The 24,544-nt window shown below is 57.8% G+C and carries 20 protein-coding genes and 6 pseudogenes; 16 read left to right on the plus strand and 10 right to left on the minus strand.

What is annotated here, in order from left to right; genetic code table 11:
• The first annotated feature begins 191 nt into the window (after positions 1 to 191).
• Together Q2M23_RS28740 and Q2M23_RS28745 are read left to right on the plus strand one after the other, a co-directional pair.
• Positions 192 to 719, plus strand: coding sequence for a Crp/Fnr family transcriptional regulator (locus Q2M23_RS28740; protein ID WP_316397822.1), 528 nt, complete (start codon positions 192 to 194; stop codon positions 717 to 719).
• A 464-nt stretch (positions 720 to 1,183) separates the two neighbouring features.
• Positions 1,184 to 2,692 (plus strand): porin, encoded by a 1,509-nt coding sequence (locus tag Q2M23_RS28745; protein WP_316397807.1) that lies wholly within the window; start codon positions 1,184 to 1,186, stop codon positions 2,690 to 2,692.
• A gap of 228 nt (positions 2,693 to 2,920) precedes the next feature.
• Here Q2M23_RS28745 and Q2M23_RS44105 read toward each other — a convergent pair whose 3' ends face one another.
• Positions 2,921 to 3,304 carry a hypothetical protein gene (locus Q2M23_RS44105; RefSeq protein WP_410469778.1) on the minus strand — a complete coding sequence of 128 codons (384 nt, stop codon included), beginning with the start codon at positions 3,302 to 3,304 and terminating at the stop codon, positions 2,921 to 2,923.
• Between the two features lie 675 nt (positions 3,305 to 3,979).
• On the opposite strand from Q2M23_RS44105, the gene Q2M23_RS28755 reads away from it, so the two are divergent.
• The 7 genes and pseudogenes from Q2M23_RS28755 to Q2M23_RS28780 all read left to right on the plus strand — a co-directional run bounded on the left by Q2M23_RS28755 (position 3,980) and on the right by Q2M23_RS28780 (position 9,616).
• A complete protein-coding gene (locus Q2M23_RS28755) occupies positions 3,980 to 5,074 on the plus strand; it encodes a lysine 2,3-aminomutase (RefSeq protein ID WP_316397808.1) in 1,095 nt (364 codons plus the stop codon).
• Between the two features lie 512 nt (positions 5,075 to 5,586).
• Complete coding sequence (locus Q2M23_RS28760) at positions 5,587 to 5,781, plus strand: IS66 family insertion sequence element accessory protein TnpB (protein WP_316397809.1); 195 nt, start codon at positions 5,587 to 5,589, stop codon at positions 5,779 to 5,781.
• On the plus strand, positions 5,781 to 5,939 hold the full coding sequence (tnpB, locus tag Q2M23_RS44110) for an IS66 family insertion sequence element accessory protein TnpB (RefSeq protein ID WP_410469779.1): 159 nt from the start codon (positions 5,781 to 5,783) through the stop codon (positions 5,937 to 5,939). The genes Q2M23_RS28760 and tnpB overlap by 1 nt, the downstream gene beginning before the upstream one ends.
• Before the next feature lie 51 nt (positions 5,940 to 5,990).
• Positions 5,991 to 7,549: pseudogene (gene tnpC, locus Q2M23_RS28765) on the plus strand (IS66 family transposase).
• Complete coding sequence (locus Q2M23_RS28770) at positions 7,546 to 7,692, plus strand: IS1096 element passenger TnpR family protein (protein WP_316397810.1); 147 nt, start codon at positions 7,546 to 7,548, stop codon at positions 7,690 to 7,692. The pseudogene tnpC and the gene Q2M23_RS28770 overlap by 4 nt, the downstream one beginning before the upstream one ends.
• A gap of 40 nt (positions 7,693 to 7,732) precedes the next feature.
• A pseudogene (locus tag Q2M23_RS28775) lies at positions 7,733 to 8,148 on the plus strand (plasmid pRiA4b ORF-3 family protein).
• Positions 8,149 to 8,788: 640 nt separating this feature from the next.
• Positions 8,789 to 9,616, plus strand: coding sequence for a Crp/Fnr family transcriptional regulator (locus tag Q2M23_RS28780; protein WP_316397811.1), 828 nt, complete (start codon positions 8,789 to 8,791; stop codon positions 9,614 to 9,616).
• A gap of 548 nt (positions 9,617 to 10,164) precedes the next feature.
• Here the strand turns inward: Q2M23_RS28780 and Q2M23_RS28785 are convergent.
• A complete protein-coding gene (locus Q2M23_RS28785; protein WP_316397812.1) occupies positions 10,165 to 10,524 on the minus strand; it encodes a hypothetical protein in 360 nt (119 codons plus the stop codon).
• Positions 10,525 to 10,976: 452 nt separating this feature from the next.
• Between Q2M23_RS28785 and Q2M23_RS28790 the strand changes: the two are divergent.
• Both Q2M23_RS28790 and Q2M23_RS28795 read left to right on the plus strand, forming a co-directional pair.
• Positions 10,977 to 12,022, plus strand: a pseudogene (locus Q2M23_RS28790) (IS5 family transposase).
• Positions 12,022 to 12,365, plus strand: a pseudogene (locus Q2M23_RS28795) (hypothetical protein). Before Q2M23_RS28790 ends, Q2M23_RS28795 begins: the two co-directional pseudogenes overlap by 1 nt.
• 14 nt (positions 12,366 to 12,379) lie before the next feature.
• On the opposite strand, the pseudogene Q2M23_RS28800 reads toward Q2M23_RS28795, so the two are convergent.
• Positions 12,380 to 13,059: pseudogene (locus Q2M23_RS28800) on the minus strand (IS3 family transposase); the annotation flags it as partial.
• 119 nt (positions 13,060 to 13,178) lie between these two features.
• Here Q2M23_RS28800 and Q2M23_RS28805 point away from each other — a divergent pair.
• Positions 13,179 to 13,879: pseudogene (locus Q2M23_RS28805) on the plus strand (IS5 family transposase).
• Between the two features lie 92 nt (positions 13,880 to 13,971).
• On the opposite strand, the gene Q2M23_RS28810 reads toward Q2M23_RS28805, so the two are convergent.
• Positions 13,972 to 14,220: a helix-turn-helix transcriptional regulator gene (locus Q2M23_RS28810; protein ID WP_316397813.1), complete on the minus strand. Its 249-nt coding sequence runs from the start codon at positions 14,218 to 14,220 to the stop codon at positions 13,972 to 13,974.
• 218 nt (positions 14,221 to 14,438) lie between these two features.
• Between Q2M23_RS28810 and Q2M23_RS28815 the strand changes: the two genes are divergently transcribed.
• From Q2M23_RS28815 to Q2M23_RS28825, 3 genes are all read left to right on the plus strand, one after another.
• Positions 14,439 to 14,717: a DNA -binding domain-containing protein gene (locus tag Q2M23_RS28815; RefSeq protein ID WP_316397814.1), complete on the plus strand. Its 279-nt coding sequence runs from the start codon at positions 14,439 to 14,441 to the stop codon at positions 14,715 to 14,717.
• Between the two features lie 154 nt (positions 14,718 to 14,871).
• Positions 14,872 to 15,063: a transcriptional regulator domain-containing protein gene (locus Q2M23_RS28820; protein ID WP_316397815.1), complete on the plus strand. Its 192-nt coding sequence runs from the start codon at positions 14,872 to 14,874 to the stop codon at positions 15,061 to 15,063.
• A 187-nt stretch (positions 15,064 to 15,250) separates the two neighbouring features.
• On the plus strand, positions 15,251 to 15,640 hold the full coding sequence (locus Q2M23_RS28825; protein WP_316397823.1) for a DUF2285 domain-containing protein: 390 nt from the start codon (positions 15,251 to 15,253) through the stop codon (positions 15,638 to 15,640).
• Between the two features lie 402 nt (positions 15,641 to 16,042).
• On the opposite strand, the gene Q2M23_RS28830 is transcribed toward Q2M23_RS28825, so the two are convergent.
• The 6 genes from Q2M23_RS28830 to Q2M23_RS44125 form a co-directional block, all read right to left on the minus strand.
• The gene (locus Q2M23_RS28830; protein ID WP_410469780.1) at positions 16,043 to 17,083 is read right to left on the minus strand and encodes a LysR substrate-binding domain-containing protein; all 1,041 of its coding nucleotides are present in this window, start codon (positions 17,081 to 17,083) and stop codon (positions 16,043 to 16,045) included.
• A gap of 26 nt (positions 17,084 to 17,109) precedes the next feature.
• On the minus strand, positions 17,110 to 17,742 hold the full coding sequence (locus Q2M23_RS28835; protein ID WP_316397817.1) for an acyl-homoserine-lactone synthase: 633 nt from the start codon (positions 17,740 to 17,742) through the stop codon (positions 17,110 to 17,112).
• 94 nt (positions 17,743 to 17,836) lie between these two features.
• Entirely contained in the window at positions 17,837 to 18,568 is a 732-nt protein-coding gene (locus tag Q2M23_RS28840; protein ID WP_410469781.1) for an autoinducer binding domain-containing protein, read from the minus strand.
• A gap of 703 nt (positions 18,569 to 19,271) precedes the next feature.
• Positions 19,272 to 19,640 carry an MFS transporter gene (locus Q2M23_RS44115; protein ID WP_410469782.1) on the minus strand — a complete coding sequence of 123 codons (369 nt, stop codon included), beginning with the start codon at positions 19,638 to 19,640 and terminating at the stop codon, positions 19,272 to 19,274.
• Positions 19,616 to 20,161, minus strand: a complete 546-nt coding sequence (locus Q2M23_RS44120; RefSeq protein WP_410469783.1) for an MFS transporter — start codon at positions 20,159 to 20,161, stop codon at positions 19,616 to 19,618. The genes Q2M23_RS44115 and Q2M23_RS44120 overlap by 25 nt, the downstream gene beginning before the upstream one ends.
• A complete protein-coding gene (locus Q2M23_RS44125) occupies positions 20,145 to 20,948 on the minus strand; it encodes an MFS transporter (RefSeq protein ID WP_410469784.1) in 804 nt (267 codons plus the stop codon). Before Q2M23_RS44125 ends, Q2M23_RS44120 begins: the two co-directional genes overlap by 17 nt.
• A 1,454-nt stretch (positions 20,949 to 22,402) precedes the next feature.
• On the opposite strand from Q2M23_RS44125, the gene Q2M23_RS28850 reads away from it, so the two are divergent.
• Positions 22,403 to 24,046 carry a class I adenylate-forming enzyme family protein gene (locus Q2M23_RS28850; RefSeq protein ID WP_316397819.1) on the plus strand — a complete coding sequence of 548 codons (1,644 nt, stop codon included), beginning with the start codon at positions 22,403 to 22,405 and terminating at the stop codon, positions 24,044 to 24,046.
• Positions 24,047 to 24,544: the final 498 nt, after the last annotated feature.

The following is a 24,544-nucleotide window of genomic DNA, read 5'->3' on the forward strand; positions in this document are numbered from 1 at the left end:
CCGTGCGCTCGAGTGCACGGTCCGCTATCAGGAATTCGATTTTAGCGAGACTCTCGCCGCAAGATCTCGCGGCAATAGCCGCGTTCCTTGAGCCTGTCGTGCTGAGAGAGCGCATGGTTCTACATGAGCCGAAACGAAACGTTGATTACGTCTATTTCATAGAGTCGGGACTTGTTTCGCTCAGGATTGTTATGAGTGGAACTGCTCTTGAGACAGCGGTCGTAGGATTTCGGGGAGCGGTCGGCGCTTCGGTGCTATTCGGGGGGCACCTTTCAACGCATCAAGCCGCTGTACTTTTTCCCGGAACCGCGTTCAAGATCCGCGTTGAAGATTTGCGTCATGTCATCAACGAGCGCCGTGAAGCCCGAGCGCATATCGCGGGGTACGTTGAAGCGCTAACGCTGCATTGCGCTCAGACGGGATTTTGCGGTGTTTGGCACCATCGCGAAGAGCGACTGGCGAGCTGGCTATGTCTAGCGAGGCACGCTGCTGACAGTGATGTCCTTCCAGTTACCCATGACTATCTCTCTTCAGTCTTGGGATTGCCTCGTCCTGGGATAACCGAAACGCTAAACGAATTCGCGAAGCAACGTCTTATTCGCAAGATGCGCGGCGTATTGCAGATAGATAAAGGCAACTGCCTCGAGCAAAGGGCGTGCGCTTGTTACAAGTTTGTCGCAGACGCATATGCATCATCTGGATCTGAGATTTCGGCGTAACGTTCGATTTGCTGAAATTGTGATTGGCAGCTTACGGCGCTTCTTCGGTTGAATCTCTAAGGCGGTTGAACGGCGGCGCCGCGTGCCGCCATCTGCTCGCGCAGTGCGTATAACGTCAGCGAGCAATTGTTAAGATGCTCGATTATGTGTGCTGACGTGAGGCGCACGCGCTCTTCGATCGCATGAAGTCCGAAGCATACCGTTGTGAGGCCGTCAGGGCACACTTGCAGAATGCCCGTGACAGTTCGTCTGTTTCCTACACAGTTTCAACGCCGACAACAGGCGCTATCTGGCATCGTGATGGTGCGAGCAGCGGAATGGTCCGCACCGCGACGTTCACTGGTTTCATCGCTTAGGTGGCGTTCGAAGAAAGCCCTTCAACGAGAGTGATGGGGGCGAAGCTCGATGCTCTCGTCGGTGGCGCTGTTGCTGCCCCTTTGAGACGAGCCGATTGGAGGACTACTATGAACTTGTCGAAGAGCATTCTGCTCGGTTCGGTCGCGGGACTGATTACGCTCGCCGGAGCTCACGCCGCCGATCTTCCGGTCAAGGCGAAGGCTGTTGAGTACGTGAAGACCTGCGCGCTTTACGGCGCGGGATTTTACTACGTTCCGGGAACTGACACTTGTCTCAAGCTGGGCGGTTATACTCGTGCTTTGCTGCAAGTGAATAGTAACAGTATGAGCCTCAATCCGGACTTTGGCGTGGGTGGTGCAACAAACCGGTTCAGCAATGCCTACACGTGGCGTGCTCGTCAGGCTCTGAGCGTTGATACGCGTACGGCAACCGACTACGGCTTGGTGCGGACCTACGCAGAAGCTTGGTTCACCTGGACTTCGGGGAGCTACAGCGGGGCAGGAGACGGCTCGACCATTTACCAGGGCGCTCCGGGAGGCGCTGTCGCTGGGGGTACATTGCAGTTCATGTACGCTTTCATCCAGTTTGCTGGCTTCACATTTGGCAAGGCGCAATCGCAGTTCTCGCTGCCCTGGGGCGAGTATCCCGGGAACTTCGTTGAACTACCGGGCAGCAGCGCCTGGGACCCGGTAAACCAGTTCACGTACACCGCTGACTTCGGTCAAGGCATCACAGCCTCCTTCTCGGTCCAGGATCAAGTCCAACATGATACATCAAACATCTGGAACGTGAGCGCAGCAACGCCCGCTGGTCTGGTGACTGGCGCGTATGGTGGCAATGACATCGCTGGTACGGCAGCTCCAGACCTCATCGCCATGGTTCGCATTGACCAGGCCTGGGGCCTCTTTCAAGCGTCGCTGGCTGCGCATGATAACCACGCTGCTTACTATGGTGCGACGGAGTTCACAGGCCATCCGGACGACAAGTGGGGCTGGGCTGGTCAACTGGGGCTTTCGATCAAGAACATCCCTACCGGTCCCGGTGACTCGATTAACCTGTCGGGCGTGTATGCGAATGGTGCAAGCCGTTACACCTTCAATGACTATCTGCCAGCCACTTACGCAAGGTACGGAGGCACGAGCTTGGCGGGTGCGTACCAGAGCGTCGGACTGGCTGGTCTTTCGGATTCAGTGTTCGTTGCAGGCGCTGGCCAGCAGCTGACTACGACCTTCGGCTTCAATGGTGCCTATAACCACAACTGGGATTCTCGCTGGGCAAGTAGTATCTTCGGTGGATTTGGCGCCGTTCGCTATAACAGTACGGCCAAGAGCTATATCTGCGGTGCATTCGTCGGGGCCCTCGCACTTTCGAGTGGGATTGCCGGCTATAACCCTGACTTCAACTATGCGGTTGTCGGTACGAAAACCTCATGGACCCCGGTCAAGAATTTAACTTTCATGGCCGAAGTCGATTACAGCAGGCTTGACCAAAAATACGCGAGCGGAAGTACGGTGGTGCTGCCGCAGCAATTGGTTATCGGAAAGCCAGCTGCTGCTTATCAGTTGAAGGATCAAAGCAGCCTGGGGTTCCAGCTCCTCGTTCAGCGCAACTTCTGAGTATCTGCGAGCAAAAGAAGAGCACACGCGGCTTCATAGGATTCAAGTGGGCCTGCAAGGAGGCCCCTGGCATTCCCGCCAGGGGCCTTGCCACATTTGCGTTAGCGACGTGAGTTGCGCCTTTCGCCCTAGCCAACAAGATCAGTGCTCTGCAACAGGCTGTGGGGCGTAGGGCAGGTCAATCTTTGGGGACTGTCGACGTACATTCACGCACGTATTGAGGAGATGTCACTTAGCGCCTGAGTCGCTGCTCCAGTGCAGCTTGGCCAGCATCGCCGAGTCGCGCCGGTCGGTTTTAACTCGATCCCCGGCCTGCCGCGCGGCAATCAGGATGGAAGCTTCCCAGCCAGATTGTCGCGCTATACCGGCCTTCATCGGAAACAGCGATGGTGCCACCACGATGCAGGTGTGCCCCAGTCCCGTCAGTTGCCCATGCAGGCCGTATCCGCACGGACCGGCTTCGTAGCAAAAGCTTACCTGCCGATCACCCTTGCCGACCTTCATCGCGAGCTTGGCGACCTGATCGGCGGGATTGCGGATAGTCCTTAAATTACGAACTTCCGCGCCGCGCATCCCTTCGGCCACCGCAACCGAAATCGTCGCCTTGTGCACATCCAGCCTCCACGAAAATGCTATCGTTCATCAGGCCCGCTCCCCATGCTTGAGGCTCGGCGCCAGACCATCCGGCGCAGCGCTCGATAGGAGCTTGCCGCGGGCCGGGCGGGCCGCCCGTCACCTCAGGGGGCAAGCTAGAGTCAAGCTGGAGCGGACGATCCGCTTCTCGTAATCGCTGAGAAGCCGCGGCCAGGTCGCGCTATCCTCGTGTGAGCGCCCGGTACAGTGGGAGCCTACCGTTGGGTGACTACTTCGGTCCCCTCTATTTTTCGGTGATGGTCAACAGGCGGTACTCAATTTAGAAGCGGCGCCGCCTCACTGAAATACCTCATGAACGTGGGGCGCGGCAGACCAAGGTCTTGAGCATCGATGAGGTCCTTCAGTAGAGCCTCAATCGTGACGTTCATTTCACTGACGAGGGGCGGCGGTCGCATGTTTGTACGAGCAGAAAGGCGTGAGCCGCATATTGTCGGCATGCTGAGTGGCCGCTGAAGAGCGATTCTGGTTCGCTACACCACGCCATAACTGGCAAGCACCAGCGCATCTTCTTCAACTCCCGAGTCAGATAGCCCTCACCACAATAGGTAGGACATCGATCCACTATTTATGCTGTACTTTAGACTGGCAGATTGTATTTAACCAAGCGCGTGATCTGGGCAGACGAGGTGCCGAATGGAAGCCACAGCTGATCCACTGGATTGCAGAGCACACGTCGTGAAGTTCATCGAGGAAGCTCGTGTCGTTAGCGAATGTGAACTGCAAGTCAACAACATCACACCTTATCATGTCACAAAGTTCTATCGCGAACAGATCACAAAAAGTGGCTACTACGATCAGTTGAAACACATTGTGGAGCCCTCAGTCGAGGAGTTCGAGAGTCCGGGCACCCTGGATACGAGCGGCGAACTCGACAACACGGTCGTCCCAGGACTCCAGCACAAGTACGCGCAGACTGGTTTATTGCTGGTGACGGAACGCTGCGGTTCGTACTGCCGTTACTGTTTTCGCAAGCGTATTGTTGGGAAGCCTTCCGATGAAATTGCACCCGACTTCGATCAGGTGGCGCAGTATATTGCGCGCCATCCTGAGATGACGAATGTATTACTATCGGGAGGTGATCCGTTCGTGCTTGGCACGGCAAAACTAAACAGAATTCTCAATCATTTGCTGCCTATCAAACATCTAAATTCGATTAGATTTGGCACTAAAATGCTTGCCTATGAGCCAGGGCGATTTGAGGATTCTGCTCTACCGGCATTCTTCGAGCGAATCCTCCGGTCGGGTAAGACTCCAATAATCGTCACACATTTCGATCACGTAGGTGAGATCTCCTCGGACGCGGAGCACAAGGTTCGCTCTTTGCGAGCAGAAGGGGTCCAATTCCTCAATCAGTCCGTACTTCTCGCAAAAGTCAACGATGATCCGGAGGTAGTGGCAGCGACCTTCGCCAAATGCCATGAAATCGGAGTGCGCCCTTACTACCTCTTTCAAGCGAGGCCGGTGAAGGGCGCATCCCATTTTCAGGTCGCATTGCGACGGGGGATAGAGATTGTCCGCGGCGTCAACCAGCGTCTTAGTGGCATCGAGAAGACATTCAAATACATCATGTCTCATTACACAGGAAAGATAGAGGTATTGGGCTTGGGGGACGATGGGCGGGTGTATATGCGATACCACCAGAACAAGGCCCCCGAGAAAATTGGCAAGATCTTTTCTCGACCGCACGTCGCGGCCGCTTGCTGGTTAGACGATCTTCCCGATGAATGAGTTCTACCGCATGCTCGTCGATAAGCTCCAGCGCACGAACTCGGAGCTGAGCGAGGCGCGAGCCACTCGGCCAACTCATTTCAGGACTCGGCTTCGAGTGATGCAGCGCCCGCAATACTGATTGCGGTGCGTTACTTTGCGTTTGATCAAAGAGACACGGAACCGCTTCGCTGCGAGTTGCGGCACCGTTGCTTTCAGTTTCTTGGTCAAGAAGATGATGGTCGGCGAGCGGTCCCAAGGTGGCGCAGACTTGCGAAAGGAGCTCGCTCTCTGCTTTGAAATCGATTGCCGTAGCCATGTAGGAACCCGTAGGATCAGCCGCTGAATCCAACTGGATAGAATTTCGTTTGCGCATGGCGCGCGTGCGCGCCCAGGAATTCCCCCCGTTGAGGCCCTTGAGAATTCGCGTACCGTAGTGACGGTTGAGCTCCAGGGGGCACGAGTGGAGGTGCGCGGGGGCCTGGCCTTGCTGTGTTGAGTGATGTGTTCTTGGCGCTTCGACGGACACGTTCATGCTGACGCCGCCCGCGAGCCTCATGATCTACGTGGCGACGCAACCTGTGGACTTCAGAAAAGGTGCGGAGGGCTTGGCGCTGTTGGCGAAGGAGACGCAGGGCTATGACCCGATGAAGGGCGGGGCGGTGGTTTCCGTGCGAAGCGCGCCGATCGGGCGAAGATTGTCGTCTGGGATGGCAGCGGCCTTGTGATGTACTGGAAGCGGCTCGATGGCAGCGGCTTCAAATGGCCTCCCATCGTGGCCGGCGTGATGCGGATGAATGCTGCCCAGCTGTCCGCCCTTCTGGCCGGCATGGATTGGACACGGATGCACGCGCCTCGAATCCCGCAGCCGAAAGCGCTTGCGTAAAGATACAAATCTTCGCTGCATCGGGGCGCGAAGCATGGCAGTCTTGGGCCAATGAGTGATTTGCCTGATGAGCTGCCGAGCGATCCGGCCGAGTTGCGCATCTTTGCCGCGGCTCTGCTGGATCGCTGCGCCAGGCTCGAGCGGTTGCTCAAGCTTGCAAAAGATGCGCAGTTCGGTCGGTCCTCGGAAAAGCTGGACGCTGATCAGCTCCAGCTTGTTCTGGAGGATATCGATCAGGCCGTCGCGGCTCTCGAAACAGTCGAGGACCGTGCCAATCCCAGAACCTGCGAGAAGAGGACGGCCGAGCGCAGAGCCAACCGTGGTCAGCTACCGGAGCATTTGCCGCGCATCATCGAGACCCTGATGCCCGCTGCAACCTGCTACCCGTGCTGCGCAGGCGTCCTTTTTGAGATCGGTCACGATGAGAGCCAGAGATTGGACGTCGTACCGGCGCAGTATCGCGTCATCGTCACCCGCCGACCCAAACTGGCCTGCCGCGCCTGTCAAGGCGTCGTCCTCCAGCACGCCGCTCCCTTGATCAGGGAAGGATTGCCCACCGAGCGACTGGTCGCGCATGTGATCGATGCCAAGTATCATTGGCATTTGCCTCTCTACCGCCAGGCGCAGATGCTGGCGACGCACGGAATAGCGCTGGACCGTTCCACGCTCGCCTTCTGGGTCGGCTATGCCGCCCAGGAACTGAAGCCCTTGTGGCATCGTCTGCGCGAGCTTCTGCTCACCTCCTCGAAGCTCTGTGTCGATGAGACCCCCGCACCGGTGTTGGATCCGGGACGCGGCAGGACCAAAACCGGCTACTTCTGGGCGCTATCGCGCGATGACAGGCCGTGGGCCGGACCTGACCCACCTGGGGTGGTCTATGCCTATGCACCGGGCCATGGGGCCGTTCATGGCTTGCGCTTGCTCGAGGGCTATTGCGGTATCATCCATTGCGACGGCTATCAGGCTTACAAGACCATGACCCGAGAGACGCGTGCGGACGCACTGTCCGGGACGCTCGCGTTCTGCTGGTCGCATCTGCGGCGCCAGTTTGTGAAGATCGAGCGGGAGGCGGCGCCGGCGCCAGCTCCGGTTGCCCGCGAGGCTCTTGAGCGCATCGCCCAGCTCTACGCGGTCGAGAAAGCGCTCCGCGGCCGATCGGATGCCGAGCGCCGTGCTGGCAGGCAGGCGCATGCCCGACCTCTGGCTACACCTTGAAGCCGTGGTATGAGGCCAAGCTTGATCACCTTGCGCAGAAGAGCGACACGGCGAAGGCCCTGCGTTACGCGCTGCGTCACTGGGACGGCCTGACGCTCTACCTTGATGACGGGCGCATCGAGATGGACACGAATGCTGTCGAGCGTGCGATGCGGCCGATCAAGCTCAACGCCAAGAACTCCCTTTTTGCCGGTTGCGACGAGGGCGCCGAGAATTGGGCAGTCCTGGCTTCGTTAATCGAGACCTGTAAGCTCAATGGCGTCGGTGCCGAGCACTGGCTCGCTGATGTTCTTGCGAAGCTCGTCAATGGTTGGCCTGCGGCGCGACTGGACGAACTGCTCCCTTGGGCGTCGATCTACACGATGCATGCACACGATCCGAGGCTGGCGGCATGAGCCTGAACACGACCGCGGTCCGGATCAAGGTGAACCTCAAGGATGTGAAGCCGGAGGTGATGCGATGCCTCGTCGTGCCGCTCACGCTGCGCCTTGATCGGCTGCATCTGACGCTTCAGGCGGCGTTTTGGCTGGACGAATAGCCATCTCTTCGAGTTCCTGGCTGGCGAAGGACGTTGGGGTATCCCTGATCCCGATGGAGATTTTGGCCCTCAGCCCATCGATGCTCGCAAGACGCGGCTCTCCAATATCGTTCAAGAGACCGGCGCGAAGACGATCCATTATCTCTACGACTTCGGCGATAGCTGGGATCACGTGATCAAGCTCGAAAAGTGGTTCGACAACACGACAACGGAGGGACTTCCCCTTTGCTTGAGGCCGCCGGCCGTTGTCCTCTGGAAGATGTCGGCGGTGCGCCAGGCTATACCGAATACCTCGACGCCATCAGCGACCCCAACCATCCGGAACACGAACAAATGCGCCTCTGGGGCCCCGAGCAGTTCGATCCCAACGTCGTCGACCGGAGGGCGCTCGAGGCCGCCGTCAACGCATTGTCGGAAATATGGAAGCCGCGCCAGCGTACCCCGCGCTCAAAATAGACGTCAAGCGCCAATCAAATGGGCCTCAGAGCTACGCTCACGATCCAGGCGTGGATTGCGCGCCAACGCAGAGTCGCTGGCTGGACCAGCTGGCGCACCTGGCCCCCCGCAGCTCTTCTCACGGAACGATAGATGTCGGGTTATCTGGGAGCCGTCACCGCTACCGCTGGCGTTGGCAACCATTATAGACCATCAAGATCGACGGAATAGTTGAATAGTCGCGCAGTGGCATGCCGATAAGCACGACCAACGACGCCTAAACCGCAATCGCTATCTCGGGGTCCTTGGTGCCACGCCGGCCCCGTCGGCTTCATCGGCCGATAGTGGGCGCTTCCTCCATCGCCAATTCTAGCCGATTAAACCTGCGGCTTCGTGATTGAGCCATTGAGCCGAACCAGACGAGCGGCTCTTATCAAAGGCGGCGCCAGCGAGCTCGTTGCGAAAATGCCAGAAACACGTGCAGGTCCGGCTTCGACGCGGATGATTGAATCCGTTGTAGAGCGGGCCTTTGGCGCAAAATTTAAGCGTTGGCACGATCCTTATTGCACCAATTGGAATAACGGTAAGTGCTAAAGTCGTGATCAAGTTTTCGTGTCAGTGAGGCGGCGGTATCGAAAGCCGCATGTTAGGAGAAGGGACAGTGACCGATCACGTGCCCACCGTCCTCGAAGTGCCTGACGCTCGTGGAGATAGAGCTCTCAAGCGGGTATCCGCCACCCAGCCCGTCCATCACGGACATCTTTCCATTGGTTCCAAGAAGGCCTCGCTCAAAAACGCGATTCTAGCGAGACTATCTCTCGAAGACCTTGCCGCAATAGGAGGAAGCCTTGAGCCGATCGTCCTGAGAGAACGTATGGTTCTGCAAGAACCGAAAAGACCTGTCGAACACGTCTATTTCATGGAATCGGGGCTCGTCTCGCTAAGGGTGATCGCGGCGGGAAGCATGCTCGAAACGGCAGTTATAGGATATCGGGGGGCCGTCGGCACTTCGTTCTTGTGGGGTGGACATATTTCGCCGCATCAGTCTGTGGTGCTTTTTCCTGGAAGCGCGTACAGGATTCCGGTTGAAAATTTGCGCCGGCTGATGAAGGAGAGGCCGGGCATCCGAGAGCGCCTCTTTGAATACCTTCAGGCCTTGACCTTTCAGTGCGTCCAGACAGGACTGTGCGGAGTTCGGCACGATCGCGAGCAGCGGCTTGCGAGTTGGCTCTGTCTAGCGAGTGACGCTGTTGACGCTTGCGTGCTGCCAGTTACTCACGACTATCTTTCCTCGGTTTTGGGATTGCGCCGCGCCGGCGTCACCGAGACGCTAATTCGATTCGAACAACAAGGGGTTATTCGCAAGATGCGCGGGGTCTTGCAGATCGACCAGCGCGAATCTCTCGAGCAAAAGGCGTGCTGCTGTTACAAGCTAGTCTCAAGCGCTTATGCCTCATCTCTGTCCGCGTTTGCTCCATGCGCGGACTAATCGCACAACGGTTTTACCCAGGCCAATACTATCGTAGATGGCAGGTTTTCAGCCTGCGGGATCGCCATTCCGCGCAGCGATCGACCATTATGCGGGTTTCTTCCACGGCATGCGTTGATGAACTTTGCCGTGATAGCCAGTGCGCGAATTCATTGGCTATCATCGCGGTGCACCTAGCTGCTGTGGCCGACGTCTACCCTGCAGTGACTTCAACGCTTCGTTTTCGGCATGGGACGGCGCTTTCCATCGCCTCGGGCACTATGTTGAGTTCGGTGGTGCCCGCTTGGATCTCATCCTGCTGGTCGATTCGCGTGCGAGCGTTGTTATTGTTGCCGCCGTTCAAGTAGCCGGCTGCCGAGTATGGCCGGTCGCGGATTGACTCCGACCGTGAGCGCGAGCGAGCTCGGTGGCATATGAAAAGGTAGCTCGCACGCGCAAAGTAGGCTGCCGGCCATTGGCTGGTCGGCTAGGCTGGCTTCGCAGAATCACCGAGCTTTCGAGAGCGCTGATCCCTCAGGTAGGACTCAAGAAACTCCGGTTGGTTTTTGCTAGCATAGGCGGCTCAAGGCCAGTCTGCCAAGAAGCTGAGCGTGCGGCCCCAGTTTTGGCAGCTTCGCCATTTTCGACTGCTCTCCACACTGCGCGTGCATCAGCTGCACCAGGGCCGGAATCGTAAAAGCCAGACCGCAGCTCGCGGCCAGATCTCGTTCCGTCCAGCAGTAAGACGGCGTATAAGTGCGCATAAATGCTGATTTTTGTCGTTGCTGAGGTGCCAAGGTCAACTCGCCATTAGTCGTCGGGCGATCGATAAGCCTCGGCGAGAAGGTCACGCCGATATCGCTACGATCTAGTGGTGTTTTCCATAGCCGCTGAGCGTTCAGCAGTTGAGCGCTTGCAACCGCAATCATGACTTAAGCAGCGCCTTTTCATTCAAGCAAGCCGAACACTAAAAACGTTTATCACGATAACGACAAGTGCACAGAAGGCAACAATATCGAGAAACAATATCTCACTTCCGGCACTGGCGGCCGTCCGAAGTGCGAGCACTGTCAACGATTGAGCTAGTACGTTTACCCCGTGACCGTGGTGAGTGACACGCCACGGATCCCTTCCTACTATTGTTCTGTGCCGGAAATTCGCCGACAAAGTCGCGCGAGTTTCTGGCATATGGAATGTCCGAAGTAGCGGTAAAAACGAAGGGATGTTAACGCGGAGAGAAGAGCGCCGAACAAAAGCCCGCGCCATGACCGGGCGCCGATGCAGTGCCGGGCGACACGGCTCTGATCAGCTCATGCCATGATAGCTTGCTGGTGAACTTGCCGTTGTCGCTGACCACCATCTTGAGCCTGCCGCGTGGTGCGTGCGCGGCGGCGACAATCGAACGGGCGAGTTGTTCAGCTACGTCGACCTGGAGGCACGGGTACGGCGTGATCATCCGCTGCGAGCGATCCGGACGATCGTGAACGAGGCGCTGGCGGTGCTGGAACGCGAGCTCGCCGCGCTTTATTCGCCGATTGGGAGGCCGTCGATTCCGCCGGAGAAGCTGCTGCGGGCGATGCTGTTGCAGGCGTTTTATTCGATCCGCTCGGAGCGGCTTCTGATGGAGCGGCTGGAATACGACCTGCTGTTCCGCTGGTTCGTCTGCATCGGCGTCGGCGACGCGGCCTGGGACCATTCGGTGTTCTCGAAGAACCGCGACCGGCTGCTGGAAGGTGACGTCGCGGCGAAGTTCCTGGCGGCGGTGCTGGCGCAGCCCAAGGTGAAGAAGCTGCTGTCGAGTGATCACTTCTCGGTCGATGGCACGCTGATCGAGGCTTGGGCCTCGATGAAGAGTGTCAAGCCGAAGGATGGCTCTGGCGAGCCGCCGGCGCAAGGCGGCGGCCGCAATGCCGAAGCGGGCTTCCACGGCCAGAAACGCTCCAATGACACCCATGCCTCGACCACCGATCCAGACGCCAGGCTGTACGCAAGGGCAAAGGCAAGGAGACGAAGCTGTGCTTCATTGGGCACGGGCTGATGGAGAACCGTCGCGGTCTGCTGGTCGACGCGTGCCTGACGTAGGCCGACGGTCATGCCGAGCGGGTGGCCGCGCTGCGGATGATCGAGCCTCGTGCTGACCGGCAGACAGTGATCACGCTTGGCGCGGACAAAGCCTACGATGTGGAAGACTTCGTCAACGAGCTGCGCTCGATGAACGTGACGCCGCATGTGGCACAGAACACCAGCGGCCGCAGTTCTACGATTGACGGGCGAACGACCCGGCACGGCGGCTATGCTGTCAGCCAGCGCATCCGCAAGCGGATCGAGGAGGCATTCGGCTGGATCAAGACGATCGCGGGGCAAGAGAAGACCCGCTTCCGTGGCCGTGATCGCGTCGCACCCGAGCTGATCGCGGAGACCGGCTGATGACCAAGGTGCCCGGCTTCGCCAAGGCCTTTGCAGGCCGCTGGCGCATCGTCGAGATGGACGTCAGGGATAGTGACTTCCTCGATCTTGTCGAAGAGGCACATCTCACCTGCCGGGGCAAGTCCGATGGTGAAATAGCCCTTGGGGCTCTCAAGGGCTTCCTGGATGTGCGCTACGGCACCCGCGACGGATCGGCCTGCGCCGAGTTCTCATGGGAAGGGCACGACGAGAATGATCCGTCCTGTGGTCGAGAATGGGCCATGATCGGCACCGCGGGCAGGCTCGTTGCCACTTCTACATCCACAATGGCGACGATTCAGCCTTCGTTTGCGAACGCGGCTGAGTTCTTCAACAGCCTGCTAGGCGGGTGCCGGAGACACTGGTGTCGGCTACCAGCGCCAAGCAATCGCGGGTGTAGTCATCGACTACCGTAAAGATACGGAAGCGGGGGCCATCGGTGAGCTGATCCGACAGGAAGTCGAGCGATCAGCGGTCGTTCGGCGCCATCGCCTCGTCATCTCAGCCCGGGTTCCGATCGCACGCTTGCGTCCGCCACGGCGGCGCGCCGTAAGCTTCTCTTCTTGGTAGAGCCGGTACAGTTTCTTGTGATTGATGATTAGCCCTTTCGGTTGAGCAGAACGTGCAGCCGCAGATAGCCTAAGCGTGGTGCTGATGGCCATCGCGCTCATGCGCTGGCGAATGGCGACTTCGTCCGCGCAAGTCGTCGGTCCTCATGGTCGTGCGGCAGCAGCCGACGGCTTTACACGCCCGCCGTTCGCTCACGCCGGAAGGCGCCTCGGAGATGAGCGACAGCTTTCCGCTTGGCTGCGGCATCACATTTCTTTTCAAAAGGTCCTTCATGGCCGCGTGATCTAGCCTGACGTCCGCCAGCAGCCGTTTCAGCCGCGCGTTCTCGTTCTCAAGAATCAGCTGCTTGGCCTTTGACACCTCCATGCCCCCGAACTTGGATTCCATTTGCAGATACTGGTGTCGCTGCCGCCAGACTTGCGGCAGAGATCGGTGACCGGCATGCAGGCCTAGGTAGTGTGGACTCTTAGGATTCCTTTTTAGCGCAAATCAGATTCAAGGCTTCTCTTTGGAGGCCGCCTTGGGTGTGATGGATCGTTTCGTGTTGAGCGACGCGGCCTAGGAGCGCATGGCGCCGCTGATCATAGGCCGGCCTGACCAGAAAGGTCGACCGGGCGTGACAACCGGATGTTCGTGGAAGGGGTGCTGTGGATCGTACGCACCGGCTTTCCCTGGCGTCATCTTCCGGAGGCGTTTGGGGATTGGAACAACGTATTCCGGCGCTTCAGTCGATGGACAATCAAGAGTGTGTGGTGGCGGATCTTCGAGGTGCTGTCCGATGATCCGGACTTCGAGTATCTGATCGTCGATTCCACCATCGTCCGGGCGCATCAGCACGCCACCGGCGCGAAAAAAGGGGTCTGAGGATCAAGCGATCGGGCGCTCGCGCGGTGGCTTGAGCACCAAGATACGAGGTTTGGGATGTCCCTTACGGCTCACACTCACCGCTGGCCAGAAGGGCGATGCACCACAAGCCGTCACATTGATCGAGGGATTGCCCGCCTAGGTCGTCATGGCCGATACCGCTTACGACGCCGATCACTTACGCCAAGCCATCGCAGCCAAGGGCGCGCTCGCCGTCATCCCAACAGCCCCTCGCGAGCCCTCAAATATCCGCTCGACAAACATCTCGATGCCCAGCGCCATCTCGTGGAATGCTGCTCTAGCAAGCTCAAGCAGTTCCGTCGCGTCGCAACCCGCTTCGAAAAGACCGCCCAAAACTACCGAACCGTCGTCACTCTCGCGGCCATCGTCCTATGGATGCGATAAGTGTCCACGCTGCCTCGTGCTTCTTCAAATTTCCGATGATCTGCTCTTATCGCAAGGGCGGCGCCGAACCGGAAATCAATCTGATGCAGCGTCTACGAATCCGGCGGCGCTCTGGGGCGTCTGGAAAATTCTTCATCAGGCATGACGAGGGCAACATGGCTGACGCCTAACGTGCTTGCGAGTTCGAACAACGTGACCACCGTCGGATTGCGCCGGCCATTCTCAAGGCCGCTGATGTACTGCTGAGTAAAGCCAGAGGCCTCCGCGAATTTCTCCTGCGTGAAGCCCTTTTGCTTCCGCAGCCTGGAGAAATTCCGGCCTACCAACTTGCGCATGTCCATCTGCGCAAGTTGCGTCTTTACATACTATGAGGTTTATCTCCTATAGTATGTATTTCCCAAGCCGAGGACGAGTTGGAATGCAGGACGGTCTTTCGAGGTACACACCGATAATAAGGTTATTCTGCCAATTTGTGTTATACTCGCAGAATTACAGCGGTCGTAGGGCCATGCTTGCAGAAATCGAGTAACGTTGAACAACAAGGTTGATGGTAGGAACCATGCAGACGCCGCCACTCGAATCTGACGTCGCCGAGTTTGCTCCGAATGATCCAATGCTTACGAGTTACGATGAGCAGCATCTGGCGATCTATTGGCGCCTCCTTGATGCCATGGCTGAGGGGGCAGACTGGAAAGAAGTGGCTCGCATAGTATTGCGTATCGATCCAGATCATGAGCCGGCGCGCGCCCGCAATGCATTTGACACTCACCTGGTGCGAGCAAATTGGATGGCAGACCACGGTTACCGGCATTTGCTGCGCGGCGGAGCCTCCAAATAGAAACCTTTGTCATCTGAAATCCGAGGTCGAGAATAGGTTTCTCTTCATTCCAAGGTGATCGCTCCTACGCATCACGCGATGCGACATTGGCGACTTGCCTCGCAACCGCCGGCTTTATAGACATTCCCTCGCAATTTAATTGGGGATCACTTGCATGTCGAAGCCCGACTGGCGCTCACCGGAACCGTATCAGCGCGCGATTGAAGCAGGGGACAGGGCAAATCTTGCTTGGGAGTCGCTCAGGCGAAGTCCCAACTACCGAATTGCCTATCGGGAGGTCCGCTCGCAGAGCGGAAGTGTGAGCGCCGAGTTTCGGAGGAGATGGGGAGTCTGCTTTCGCGCATGACCCCCAGCGGTCCTTCTTCGAGCAAACCATCTTCTGGGCACCCGAGGCTTTGCCGAGCGTCGTGCCAATAGTGCGTAGCCCGTCTGCCTCGCAGGTCATTTGCGCGCCGCTACTGCTCGCTGACCTAGCATCAGGCAGTATTAAAAGGGCTTCGGATGGTTGGCACGCCGTCTTGCACATTCAGGGAGTGCAACATCACCTTTGGCTGAAACAGGCGCCGCAGGTCGGAGCTTTCTATTGCGCCGAACTTCCGTACGACGCGGACTACGAAATTCGTGGTTATGCCTCACATCGGCTCTGGCGCGCCATTAACGGCCGTCCGGTCGGACCTCCGTATCATCGGCTATCAGCACAGCAGCGGGAAAGACTGGTCTTGGCGCTGCGAGCGCTAGATGGGCACATGGATGGCGCATCCTATCGCGTTATCGCCGAAGTGTTGTTTGGGAGACAACGCGTCCCTGAGCGTGGCTGGAAGACGCACGACGTTCGTAGCCGAACTATCCGTTTGGTGAAGGCAGGGCGTGAGCTCGTGCGCGGCTATCGCGCATTGCTTCGCCCGCCATCTCGCAAGCAATAAGGTAGGGTGCCGAAATATCCTTGGCTGTCCGACATGCAGTAGTTAAGTGGGACTATCCCGCCCCCGCGAACGGCAATACCTCCAGTCGGCCGCGCGCAGAACGACTATGCGAGATCCGACAATAGGGACTCCGAACGCCAGCTGCCACCGACATCCATGTGCACGCCCGAAGCTGCGCGCTTTCTCGGTCTGTTCGAGAATCAGAGCACGGCATGACGAGGGACCCGACCTACCACGGGGCTGGACGAACGCGCCGATCTATGTTCTTCGGGATTTCAAAGGGCGGGCCGATCCGCAGGGCAAGTCGACGAGCGACTGCGCGCCAGGCTGATCAAAGTAACATCATCATCATGAACTTCCGGTGAGCGCCGGAATCGCGTAGCCCTCGCCGCTCGTGGTGGTTTACCGCGGTAGCCGACAGTGTTTTGGAAGCCTGGACGCGTCAACGACCGAGCCGACGCAGTGGTGGCGCTCAGAAACCAACTGGAGGAAGACAGCCAACCCCGGATTTTCATTTTCGGCTCGCCAATAAGCCGAAAAGTAGAACCGACTGGGCTCGATGTTATCGCGCAGCTCTCGGTAAGTCACGCCGGCGAAATTGGCCGCAATGTCAGATTCGAGCACAAGGCCTACGCCGGCTCCGATGCTAATCAGACTGTTGATGCTGCCTCGGCTGACGTCGTGGCGTTCGATCTTGGGACGATCGCCCGCCGATCCAAGCTTCGCAACAAGGAGGTCTTCAAGTTCCGTTTCGTGATCGAAATGTCCCTGCAGCACCGTCTCCTCCCGCAGGTCGACCCAGTTAACCGTCTCACGCGAACTAAGGACATGGTCTTGAGGTAACGCAACAAGGACGCGCTCGCTCCACAGCGGAAGGGCTTTAGCGTCCAACAATGCCGGACGCCCGGGCAGGATCAGCACGTCGGCCACGCCGTTGCGAAGTGCTGCCGCCAGACATGTTCGGGATCGTTCGATTGTCGCTATTTTGATCTGAGGGTATCGCTGCTTGAACTCGAGCAGGGAGTTTTTCAGGTTTCCCGCCGAAAGGGAGCTGCAGAAGCCGACACTCAGATGACCGCCTTCTCTGTTCTGAACTGACTTTGCGGTCGCGACAAGTGCGTCAAACTCTTCCACAATCATCCTTGCCAGCCGAAGAATACGGCGGCCAGTCCGCGTCGGACGCACGCCTCCGCTATGACGCTCAAAGATGGCAACGCCCAAGTGGTGCTCAATCTCTCCGATTCGCCTGCTGACGCTCGATTGTTGCGATCTCAGCACTTCTGCAGCTTGACGAAAGCTTCCGCAATCAGCCGCGGCGACGGCTGATCTCAGATGTCTCAGCTCGAGAGCTCTGCTGGCTTGCAGGGAAGGGCGTCGTCGATGGAAATTGTGCATCGTAGGCTTCAACAACCGGGGCTGCTGCCCCAAAATGCAGCGAAACATACGGAACCTGTCTTGGCTTCCGCAAGTTAGGCGGCAGCTCGGATGACTGGGGCCCAGAGCACCGGCCCTGAGATGCGGCCAGCCTCGCGGATGCGTTCCAAAGCTTCGGTGGACACCTCCAGATAGCCCGCTAGCGCGATCGTATTTCCGAGTGGTCGAGGTTTCCCGATCGAACGAAGGGGCCACCCCGCACGCCGAAGAATACGGTCCATGCGAGCATCAGTGACGGTGACGATTTCTACAAGTTCAGTGGCGAGACCGAATTCGATCATACCTGCAAAGAGCTCGTACGTGGCAGCAGCAAGTCCGCCGCCCGCTTTCGGGGCATCACCTGGAAGATCAAGAGCGAAACGGCTGCTTTCCCATACCTGCGCGCTTCGCGGCGCACGTTGTCCGTCCAGCAGGATTGGAAAAATGTCTCTGAGCATGGTCGGTCCAATCGACGGCAGAAGGCGGACGCAACCCTGAATCCTCCCATGCATCGAACGATACAGCAGGTGAACCGGCTTAAGGACGTCAAATTCGTCGACCTCCATGTCGCCACTAACCTGAACATTCCAGTCCAGGCGCTGTTTGAAAACGCGGTAGCGTAGCCGGTGCATATCGGCGAGATCGCCGATAAACTCGCCGTAGTACTGCGGCGTGATGAGCTGCATCATTTGTGCCTCCCTGCTTTGATTCGGCAACTCAAGCAGGAATCCGAGGTAATCGCATCCTGTGTAGTCGCACAGGTGTCTTATCGAGAGGCGCGACCTATCTTCGAGATTTTGACTCGGCTAAAAGCGCTACGGCCTGCCGAAGCGAGCGAACCCCGAGCTTTGCTCGGGCGTTATCTAGGTGAAAGCCGGCGGTCCGCTGAGAGATGCCGAGGATAATTCCGATCTCGCTGGCGGATTTGCCGCGAGAAGACCATTCGAGACATTCAAACTCGCGAGGAGACAACACTGCGCCGCCGACGACGCGATCCGCTGCCGAAAGACGTCTTGCATATGCATGGAAAAACATAGCGATTAGTCGCAGATGTTGATCGTGCTCAATTATCGATCGCTCGAAATTGGTGCGACGCTCGTCCGCTGCAAAACTCAGTGCGGCGAGCGCGCCCTCATTATCGTGGATCGGAAATGTGAGTCCGCAACGAATGCCAAATGCGGCAGCTTGTTCGAATAGCTCACGCTCGGTGTCCGACTGACGTCGAGGTTCGTATCCGAGCCCCCATCGAAAGGGTTCAGTCTGGCAGATCGCTCGACGTACAACGGGATCAATGGTTTCGTACTTGCGTTGCAAGTACAGAGTTGTCCAGGAGGACGGATAAGTCGAAATTAAGGTGGGCGGAGTCCCGGGCCTATGGGGTAGTGCAAGATATGCGAAACAGGATAAGTTGAGCGCGGTCGTGATATACGCCATGCTCTGTTGAGCCGCATGTTGGTCTGTGCATGCGGTCAACTGATCGACGAAGGTCTGAATGATTGCGTATTTCTGTGACAAACGTCCAACGTCCCTGCTCGTCGGCGCATACCAACGTCTCGATCTAGCTCGCGAGGCAGTTAGTGTGTTGACCGGGCTCATGCAAAGACTGGGAATTCGAACGGCATAGTTGCCATCCGCTGCAAGAGACGTAAGCGCGATGGCAGGTCGACGTAGGACGCGTCTACAGCATCATTAACTTTGGTTTGAAATGCGGCGAAAGGAAGAAGCCATCTTCGTACGATCCGGCCGGGAGTGCTTGATGAGATGTTCCCCTTGCTGAGCTGAGCAGCCGCACGAGATCTGGGTATCAGATCGTGCCAAGAACTCCCCGGATCGGCGTCGATAGCCTCTGCGTTGCAGCTCGCCGCGGTCGGTCACGATGTAGGTGGAACCAATTGCAGGTCAAATAGGAGTAACGCCCGAACAGCTCATGCCTTGCTGCGCTATCAAGAAAGGCAAGCTGCGGCCGATGCGTGAGATGTCGTATTGCCATGACAGGTTCACTCCACCGCAAGTCTCCGGAGACCTGCGGGCCATTGTCATATTCCGCCGAGATGATTCCAGCCGTGATGTCAAGGCCGGTGGCGGTGGGCTACGCAGCTGTTCAAACTTCAGGCGCTCGCCGCAGTTACACACTATGATTTTCCTGCGGCGGAACAATCCATGCGAGATCCAATTCGGCGTCGGAACTCTTGGTCCTAATCGGCGGCTACTGGTCGATTCAGCAACGCTTGCAATCACCGGATAGCACTTGGGTAGCAGTACGGGCGGGGGCGACTTTGTCCCAGCATACCGATCCGAGTTGGCGCTCCAGCATGCGGCGGATGCGTACGGGTTTGGGGTCAATGTGAAAAGCCGCCGCTTGACCATCCAAGGCCCGCTCGGATTGGTCCAGCGATTGCGCTGGCGCAGATAATCGAGCCACGTCGGACAGTGGTGGCGCTCGATCCCACAGCTCAGAATCGGCGATATTATGGGCTATTGACCAGCCATTAGCCCCATTGCGTTGGCGGTAAAGCCGTAAGTCCTGCATGATATTCAGGAACGCGCGCGTATTGTCCTGCGCTACGCGATATTTGACCTCCACCACAAGCGGTCCGCTGCGGTCGGTGGGGCGAGTTGAACCTCGGGCTCGGCCAGCGCTTTAGCGTCTTGGCCGTGCGCACTGATGCGTAGCATGCGCAGCCAGAGTCCAAGAAGAGACGAGAGTAGCATGAGCGCGGCGGAAGCCAGTAGCGCGATCTCGACGCTGGCGACATCGGTCAGGCGACCCCAACACCAGCCGCCAATAGCCATTCCGCCACACTGCGCAGCCTGATGGGCCGCAAGCAAGCGGCCGGCTACCCGGCGCGGAGCAGAGACCTGCACACCGATACTGAATAGTGTCCACGTTATCGTCCACGCGGCGCCTCCCAAGACCAGCGCGGAGGCGGTCAGTACCGGGTCGCGGCTGAGCGCGACCACCGCGATCGCGCTGCTCATCGACACTGAGCAAGCGCGCACCGCTGCTTCGCCGACTATTCGCTTGCGTAGCTCTCCAATAGAGAGAGCTCCGACGACGGCCCCCGACACCAAAAGCGCCGAGCATGATGCCCTAAGTTTGTGAGCCACCGCACAACAAATCGCGCGCGACCAAGGGCATCAGTGCGGAGATCGAGCCGCCGATCGCGCCGGTAAGCATGGTGCGGGTGAGCAGAACCATGATCGACGGCGAATTTGCGATGTATCGTACGCCTGCAACAATGGCAGAACTGAGCCGTTCGCGCGGCAACCGAGGCGGCTCGGCTACACCTTCCCAGAGCAACAGCGTCACTAAAAGCGGGAGATATAGAACCACGTTGAGCGCAAAAGCAGCGAGTGCGCCCCCGCTAGCAACTACAATTCCGCCGATCGCAGGCCCAAAGCTACGAGCGATGTTGTAGCTGATGCTATTGAGCGCGACCGCCGCCGGCAGAGCGGTGGTTGGCACCTGCTCGCTGACAGCGGATTGCCAGGCCGGACCCATCAATGCCATGCCGCTTCCGATCACAAAGCAGAAGAAGAGTAGCAGATTCGGTGTCGTAATGCGCAACCAGTCGAGCGCACTCAGCGCGGTTGAACCGCAAAGCGAGACCGAGAGTGCAACCAGCGCCACGATTCGCCGATCATGTATGTCGGAGATGGCGCCGGCGGGCATAGAGATCAGCATCACGGGAAGCATGACCGCCGTCTGCACCAGCGCAACTTGGTCCGCGGACGAGGTCATCTGGGTCATTATCCAGGCTGCGCCGACGGACTGGATTAGGATACCGAGGTTGGCGAGCAGGCCCGCAAGCCAGAGGCGCCGGAAGGTCGGAAAACGTAGCGGATCGGCGATCCGATCGCCGGCGAACGTCTGTGGCGTGGGCAGATTGGACATATCGGCTCCTGGCTCGCCTGCAATCCTTTTGTTTGAGGAAAGATTCGCGGTCTCGCGAGTTTCGCCACTGGCAGCTAGCAACTGCTTTTCGGCTCATCTAGCGTGCGCATTTCGCCTTCGCTGAGGGCCCGAGGCAATTCCCGATAATTGGTAGTTGCCACCGCGCGACAATTCGCCTCTCCTTCTGAAAGTGAGCACTACGCGGTTGCCTGAGTCGTCATCTCATCGATGAAGTACTTCGTGCTCGGATAGCGAGATGGTGTGGCGTCTGGAGATACTTCCCGGGCTTTAAGATGGGGCATGTCCCGGCATAGCCTCGGTCCTGGCACTCCGGTCGTACCGCATAGTTCGTTATGGCATTGAGTTGAATTTGCGCCACGAGACACAAAAGCGCTACTTGTCCAAATGCAACAAAACGCTTTTCGACGATCTTGATGTGAGACAGTGTTGCGATCTTGCTCCGGAGACCGCTCATCGAACGCGCGGCGTATTTTCACGTCTGCCAAGCAGCCCAAACTGATCGTTGCTACACAAGCCTACAAAAGCAGGCGATCGGAATTTCGCGTCCAGCCGCCAAATCGGCGAAAAAATCCCGGGTGTCCGCAGAGCGCTGCTTTGCTGAAGGATTGTACGGCGAAATCTCGCGCTAGGGCGGAAATCAACCACGCGACTCAACGAGATCGCCCCGCCATTAGCGTCTTCCGTCTCGAAACCCTCGTTGCGTCAGGAAAGGCGGCGTCATCGTGGCTGGAGCTCTCTCCGCCTTCGCGATCGTGAGGACACCCCTCCAAAAGGGTTGGTGAAGGAAGAGCGCTCGATCATGGTAAATCGTCGGCTTTGCAAGCGATCCGTCGGAAGCAGCAGTCCATCGACCACTTAACCCAAACGCCATCGTTAAACTCTGATGCATGCAAAGCCTGCCACCTCTCGAAGAACGACCACAATATTTTCTCACCAGAGTAGGTAGTGTCTCTGTTGTTATTGATGATGTACCAAAATTACCAACGTCGTACACCCCCTTACGGAACAACTCATTACGATAGGAGAACTGATGATTACAGGTGTAGTTGATGATTGCGCGTCGCACACTCGAGTACGTGAGTGAACGCCGTTCTGCAAAAACGGCAATCGAACAGTAGGCAGAATATATCGATCACACGAGTCTGACGGATCATAACGGGGAGCCCCCCGTTCGACATTGACACTTAATGAGGAGCCATGCGTTGCCACTTTGAGCTCCTCTGATATAGGCGCCACATTAGCGGTCGTCTGCTCATGCGTATGCTGCACGGACAGGCAGGGTCTGGGAAATCTGTAGCAGAGGGGGTGACATGTTATTGGCGATTGGCCACCTCAACGGCCGTCGTCCGAGAAATGCGGATTTTGGCAAGCCTCTCCGTGTCCCATGAACCTTTCTATGTCCCCGGAATGCTAAGGTCTCAATGATGAACTCGATGAAACTCACAAAAGGCCAGCTGCAGGAGCGCGTCGCAAATGTGCTGCGTAGAAACGAAGCGCTAGAATCCGCATATGAGACGATCACGATCGGAGAGCTGGTTTCAACGCGGGCGAGGACGCACGGCTCAAGGATCGCAATCGACGTTTTCGACAGGGGCGAGCGCGCGACCTATTTAGAAATGGACCGATTGTCCAATAGATATGGGCAGGCTCTGCGTGCATTCGGCGTCCGCAAGGGCGATCGCGTCGGGGTTATGCTGCCTAATCGCATCGAATTCCCGATCCTTTGGTTCGCAATCGCAAAGCTCGGTGCGGTGATGACGCCGGTCAACATGCGTTACACGCCAAGGGAGATCGAACATGTCCTCGGCGATACACGGGCCAAGTTCGCCGTAGTCGACGAGTCGGCATGGTCAGCGTTTTCGGCGATGAAGCCTTGGCCGCAAGATCTCGCCATCGAGCGAGTAGTTTTAGTTGGACAGCGCTCCGCCCGCACATCCATTAGCCTTGACCAATTGCTGAAGGGCATCAGCGACACTCCGGTGGAGGAGGATATCCATCCCGGCGACCTGTTAAACATTCAATATACCTCGGGCACAACGGGCTTTCCGAAGGGTTGTATGTTGACGCACGACTATTGGGGTGTGTTTTCGTGCCAGGGCGCGTGCTGGGACGAGCAGCCGTACGAGAGATATCTATCTGCGCAGCCGTTCTTCTATGTCGATCCGCCAACGCATCTTCTAAACTCGTATCGACAAGGAGGCACGCTATACTTGGCTCCGCAACTCAGCTCGACGCGCTTCATCAGTTGGGTCAAACACCACCGCATCGAGTGGTGTCAGTTTCCCCAGCTGATAGCACGCCAAGCTGAGGCCGCCAACGAGGACGGGACGACTGCCCTGAAGCAGGTCCTGAACTGGGGCTGGAGTCCTGTCACAGTGCGCCAATTCAGAAAGCGCTTTCGTGTGCCCACCCAGGAGGCATACGGGATGACGGAGATCGGTTTCGGCACACGAATGTCGAAGGATTTCGACGAACTGGCCGACTCCGGTTCGGTCGGGATTCGTGCACCTTTTCGAAGGCTGCGGCTGGTGAACGAGGATGGCAGCCCCACGCCGGTGGGCGAAGTCGGCGAGCTGTGGGTGAGGGGCCGCGGGATATTCAAGGGCTATTGGGGCAAGCCGGAAGCAAATGCGGCCTTGTTTGAAGGCGAATGGTTCAAGACCGGTGATCTTATGCGTCGCGATGAACTTGGCTTTCATTGGCTCGTGGGGCGCACAAAGGACATGATCCGTCGCTCGAGCGAGAACATCGCTGCGCTTGAAGTGGAGACGGTCATCCGCGAGGTTCCCGAGATTGCGGATGTGGCCGCCGTGCCCGTTCGCGACGTGGCGCGCGGAGAAGAGGTCAAGATTTGTGTCGAGCTGAGAGAGGGCATCACACCAGATGATTTGACTGTGGAGCGCATTCTCGAGCATGCTCGTGCGCACCTCGCCGCCTTCAAGGTGCCGCGATACGTCGCCTTCACTTCCGCACTCCCTAGGGTTAACACCAGCAATAAAGTGCTAAAGCGTGAGCTGATGTCTATGACCGATCCACTTGCCGGCGCCTACGACACGAAGGAGAAGCGCTGGCGCTGACGCGATTTCATCACAGTTCGCAACAGTTCGGTGCTCCAGGAAATCAAAGATCCGGTAACCACTTCCGGTTTATCGCTTTTCGGAACTAGCTGCGTTGGATGGTCACGAGAAGACGATTTGGTGGGGCGTGATTGATAATGGACAAAGGCAGCGGGCTTCAGCTTTTGCAGCCTCATCGCCGGGGTTACCGACCTGGCCTCAAGGTCCACTACCAATAGGGTATGGGAGTTCGCCTTCGTCCACCCCAAAACCATCGCCTTCGATGTGGCGTGCAAGCCCAACTAAATTTCGGGCCCGCTGATAGAAGATTTTGATTGCGCGAGGATGCTGTTCGCCTCTTTGAAGCCTAAATAACCCTATTGGATCTGAAGCTGAAGAGCTAGACAGATGGTTTAGTTTGGTTGACTAGGAGCTCATTGGGCGTCCGTGAAGAATGCGGATTGACTTGAGAAATAAGCAGAATTGGTCTTGATGTAGTATTCGATTTTGCAGGAAAGC

The sequence above is a fragment of the Bradyrhizobium sp. 33ap4 genome (genome assembly GCF_032654765.1).
Lineage (GTDB): Bacteria > Pseudomonadota > Alphaproteobacteria > Rhizobiales > Xanthobacteraceae > Bradyrhizobium > Bradyrhizobium australafricanum.

Excerpts from the sequence above, each read along its gene's own strand:
- Q2M23_RS28740 (WP_316397822.1), top strand. The coding sequence starts at position 192 with ATGAGTGGAACTGCTCTTGAGACAGCGGTCGTAGGATTTCGGGGAGCG.
- Q2M23_RS28745 (WP_316397807.1), top strand. The coding sequence starts at position 1,184 with ATGAACTTGTCGAAGAGCATTCTGCTCGGTTCGGTCGCGGGACTGATT.
- Q2M23_RS28755 (WP_316397808.1), top strand. The coding sequence starts at position 3,980 with ATGGAAGCCACAGCTGATCCACTGGATTGCAGAGCACACGTCGTGAAG.
- Q2M23_RS28760 (WP_316397809.1), top strand. The coding sequence starts at position 5,587 with ATGCTGACGCCGCCCGCGAGCCTCATGATCTACGTGGCGACGCAACCT.
- tnpB (WP_410469779.1), top strand. The coding sequence starts at position 5,781 with ATGTACTGGAAGCGGCTCGATGGCAGCGGCTTCAAATGGCCTCCCATC.
- Q2M23_RS28770 (WP_316397810.1), top strand. The coding sequence starts at position 7,546 with ATGAGCCTGAACACGACCGCGGTCCGGATCAAGGTGAACCTCAAGGAT.
- Q2M23_RS28785 (WP_316397812.1), bottom strand. The coding sequence starts at position 10,524 with ATGATTGCGGTTGCAAGCGCTCAACTGCTGAACGCTCAGCGGCTATGG.
- Q2M23_RS28810 (WP_316397813.1), bottom strand. The coding sequence starts at position 14,220 with ATGGACATGCGCAAGTTGGTAGGCCGGAATTTCTCCAGGCTGCGGAAG.
- Q2M23_RS28815 (WP_316397814.1), top strand. The coding sequence starts at position 14,439 with ATGCAGACGCCGCCACTCGAATCTGACGTCGCCGAGTTTGCTCCGAAT.
- Q2M23_RS28820 (WP_316397815.1), top strand. The coding sequence starts at position 14,872 with ATGTCGAAGCCCGACTGGCGCTCACCGGAACCGTATCAGCGCGCGATT.
- Q2M23_RS28830 (WP_410469780.1), bottom strand. The coding sequence starts at position 17,083 with ATGTTTCGCTGCATTTTGGGGCAGCAGCCCCGGTTGTTGAAGCCTACG.
- Q2M23_RS28835 (WP_316397817.1), bottom strand. The coding sequence starts at position 17,742 with ATGATGCAGCTCATCACGCCGCAGTACTACGGCGAGTTTATCGGCGAT.
- Q2M23_RS44125 (WP_410469784.1), bottom strand. The coding sequence starts at position 20,948 with ATGTCCAATCTGCCCACGCCACAGACGTTCGCCGGCGATCGGATCGCC.
- Q2M23_RS28850 (WP_316397819.1), top strand. The coding sequence starts at position 22,403 with ATGAAACTCACAAAAGGCCAGCTGCAGGAGCGCGTCGCAAATGTGCTG.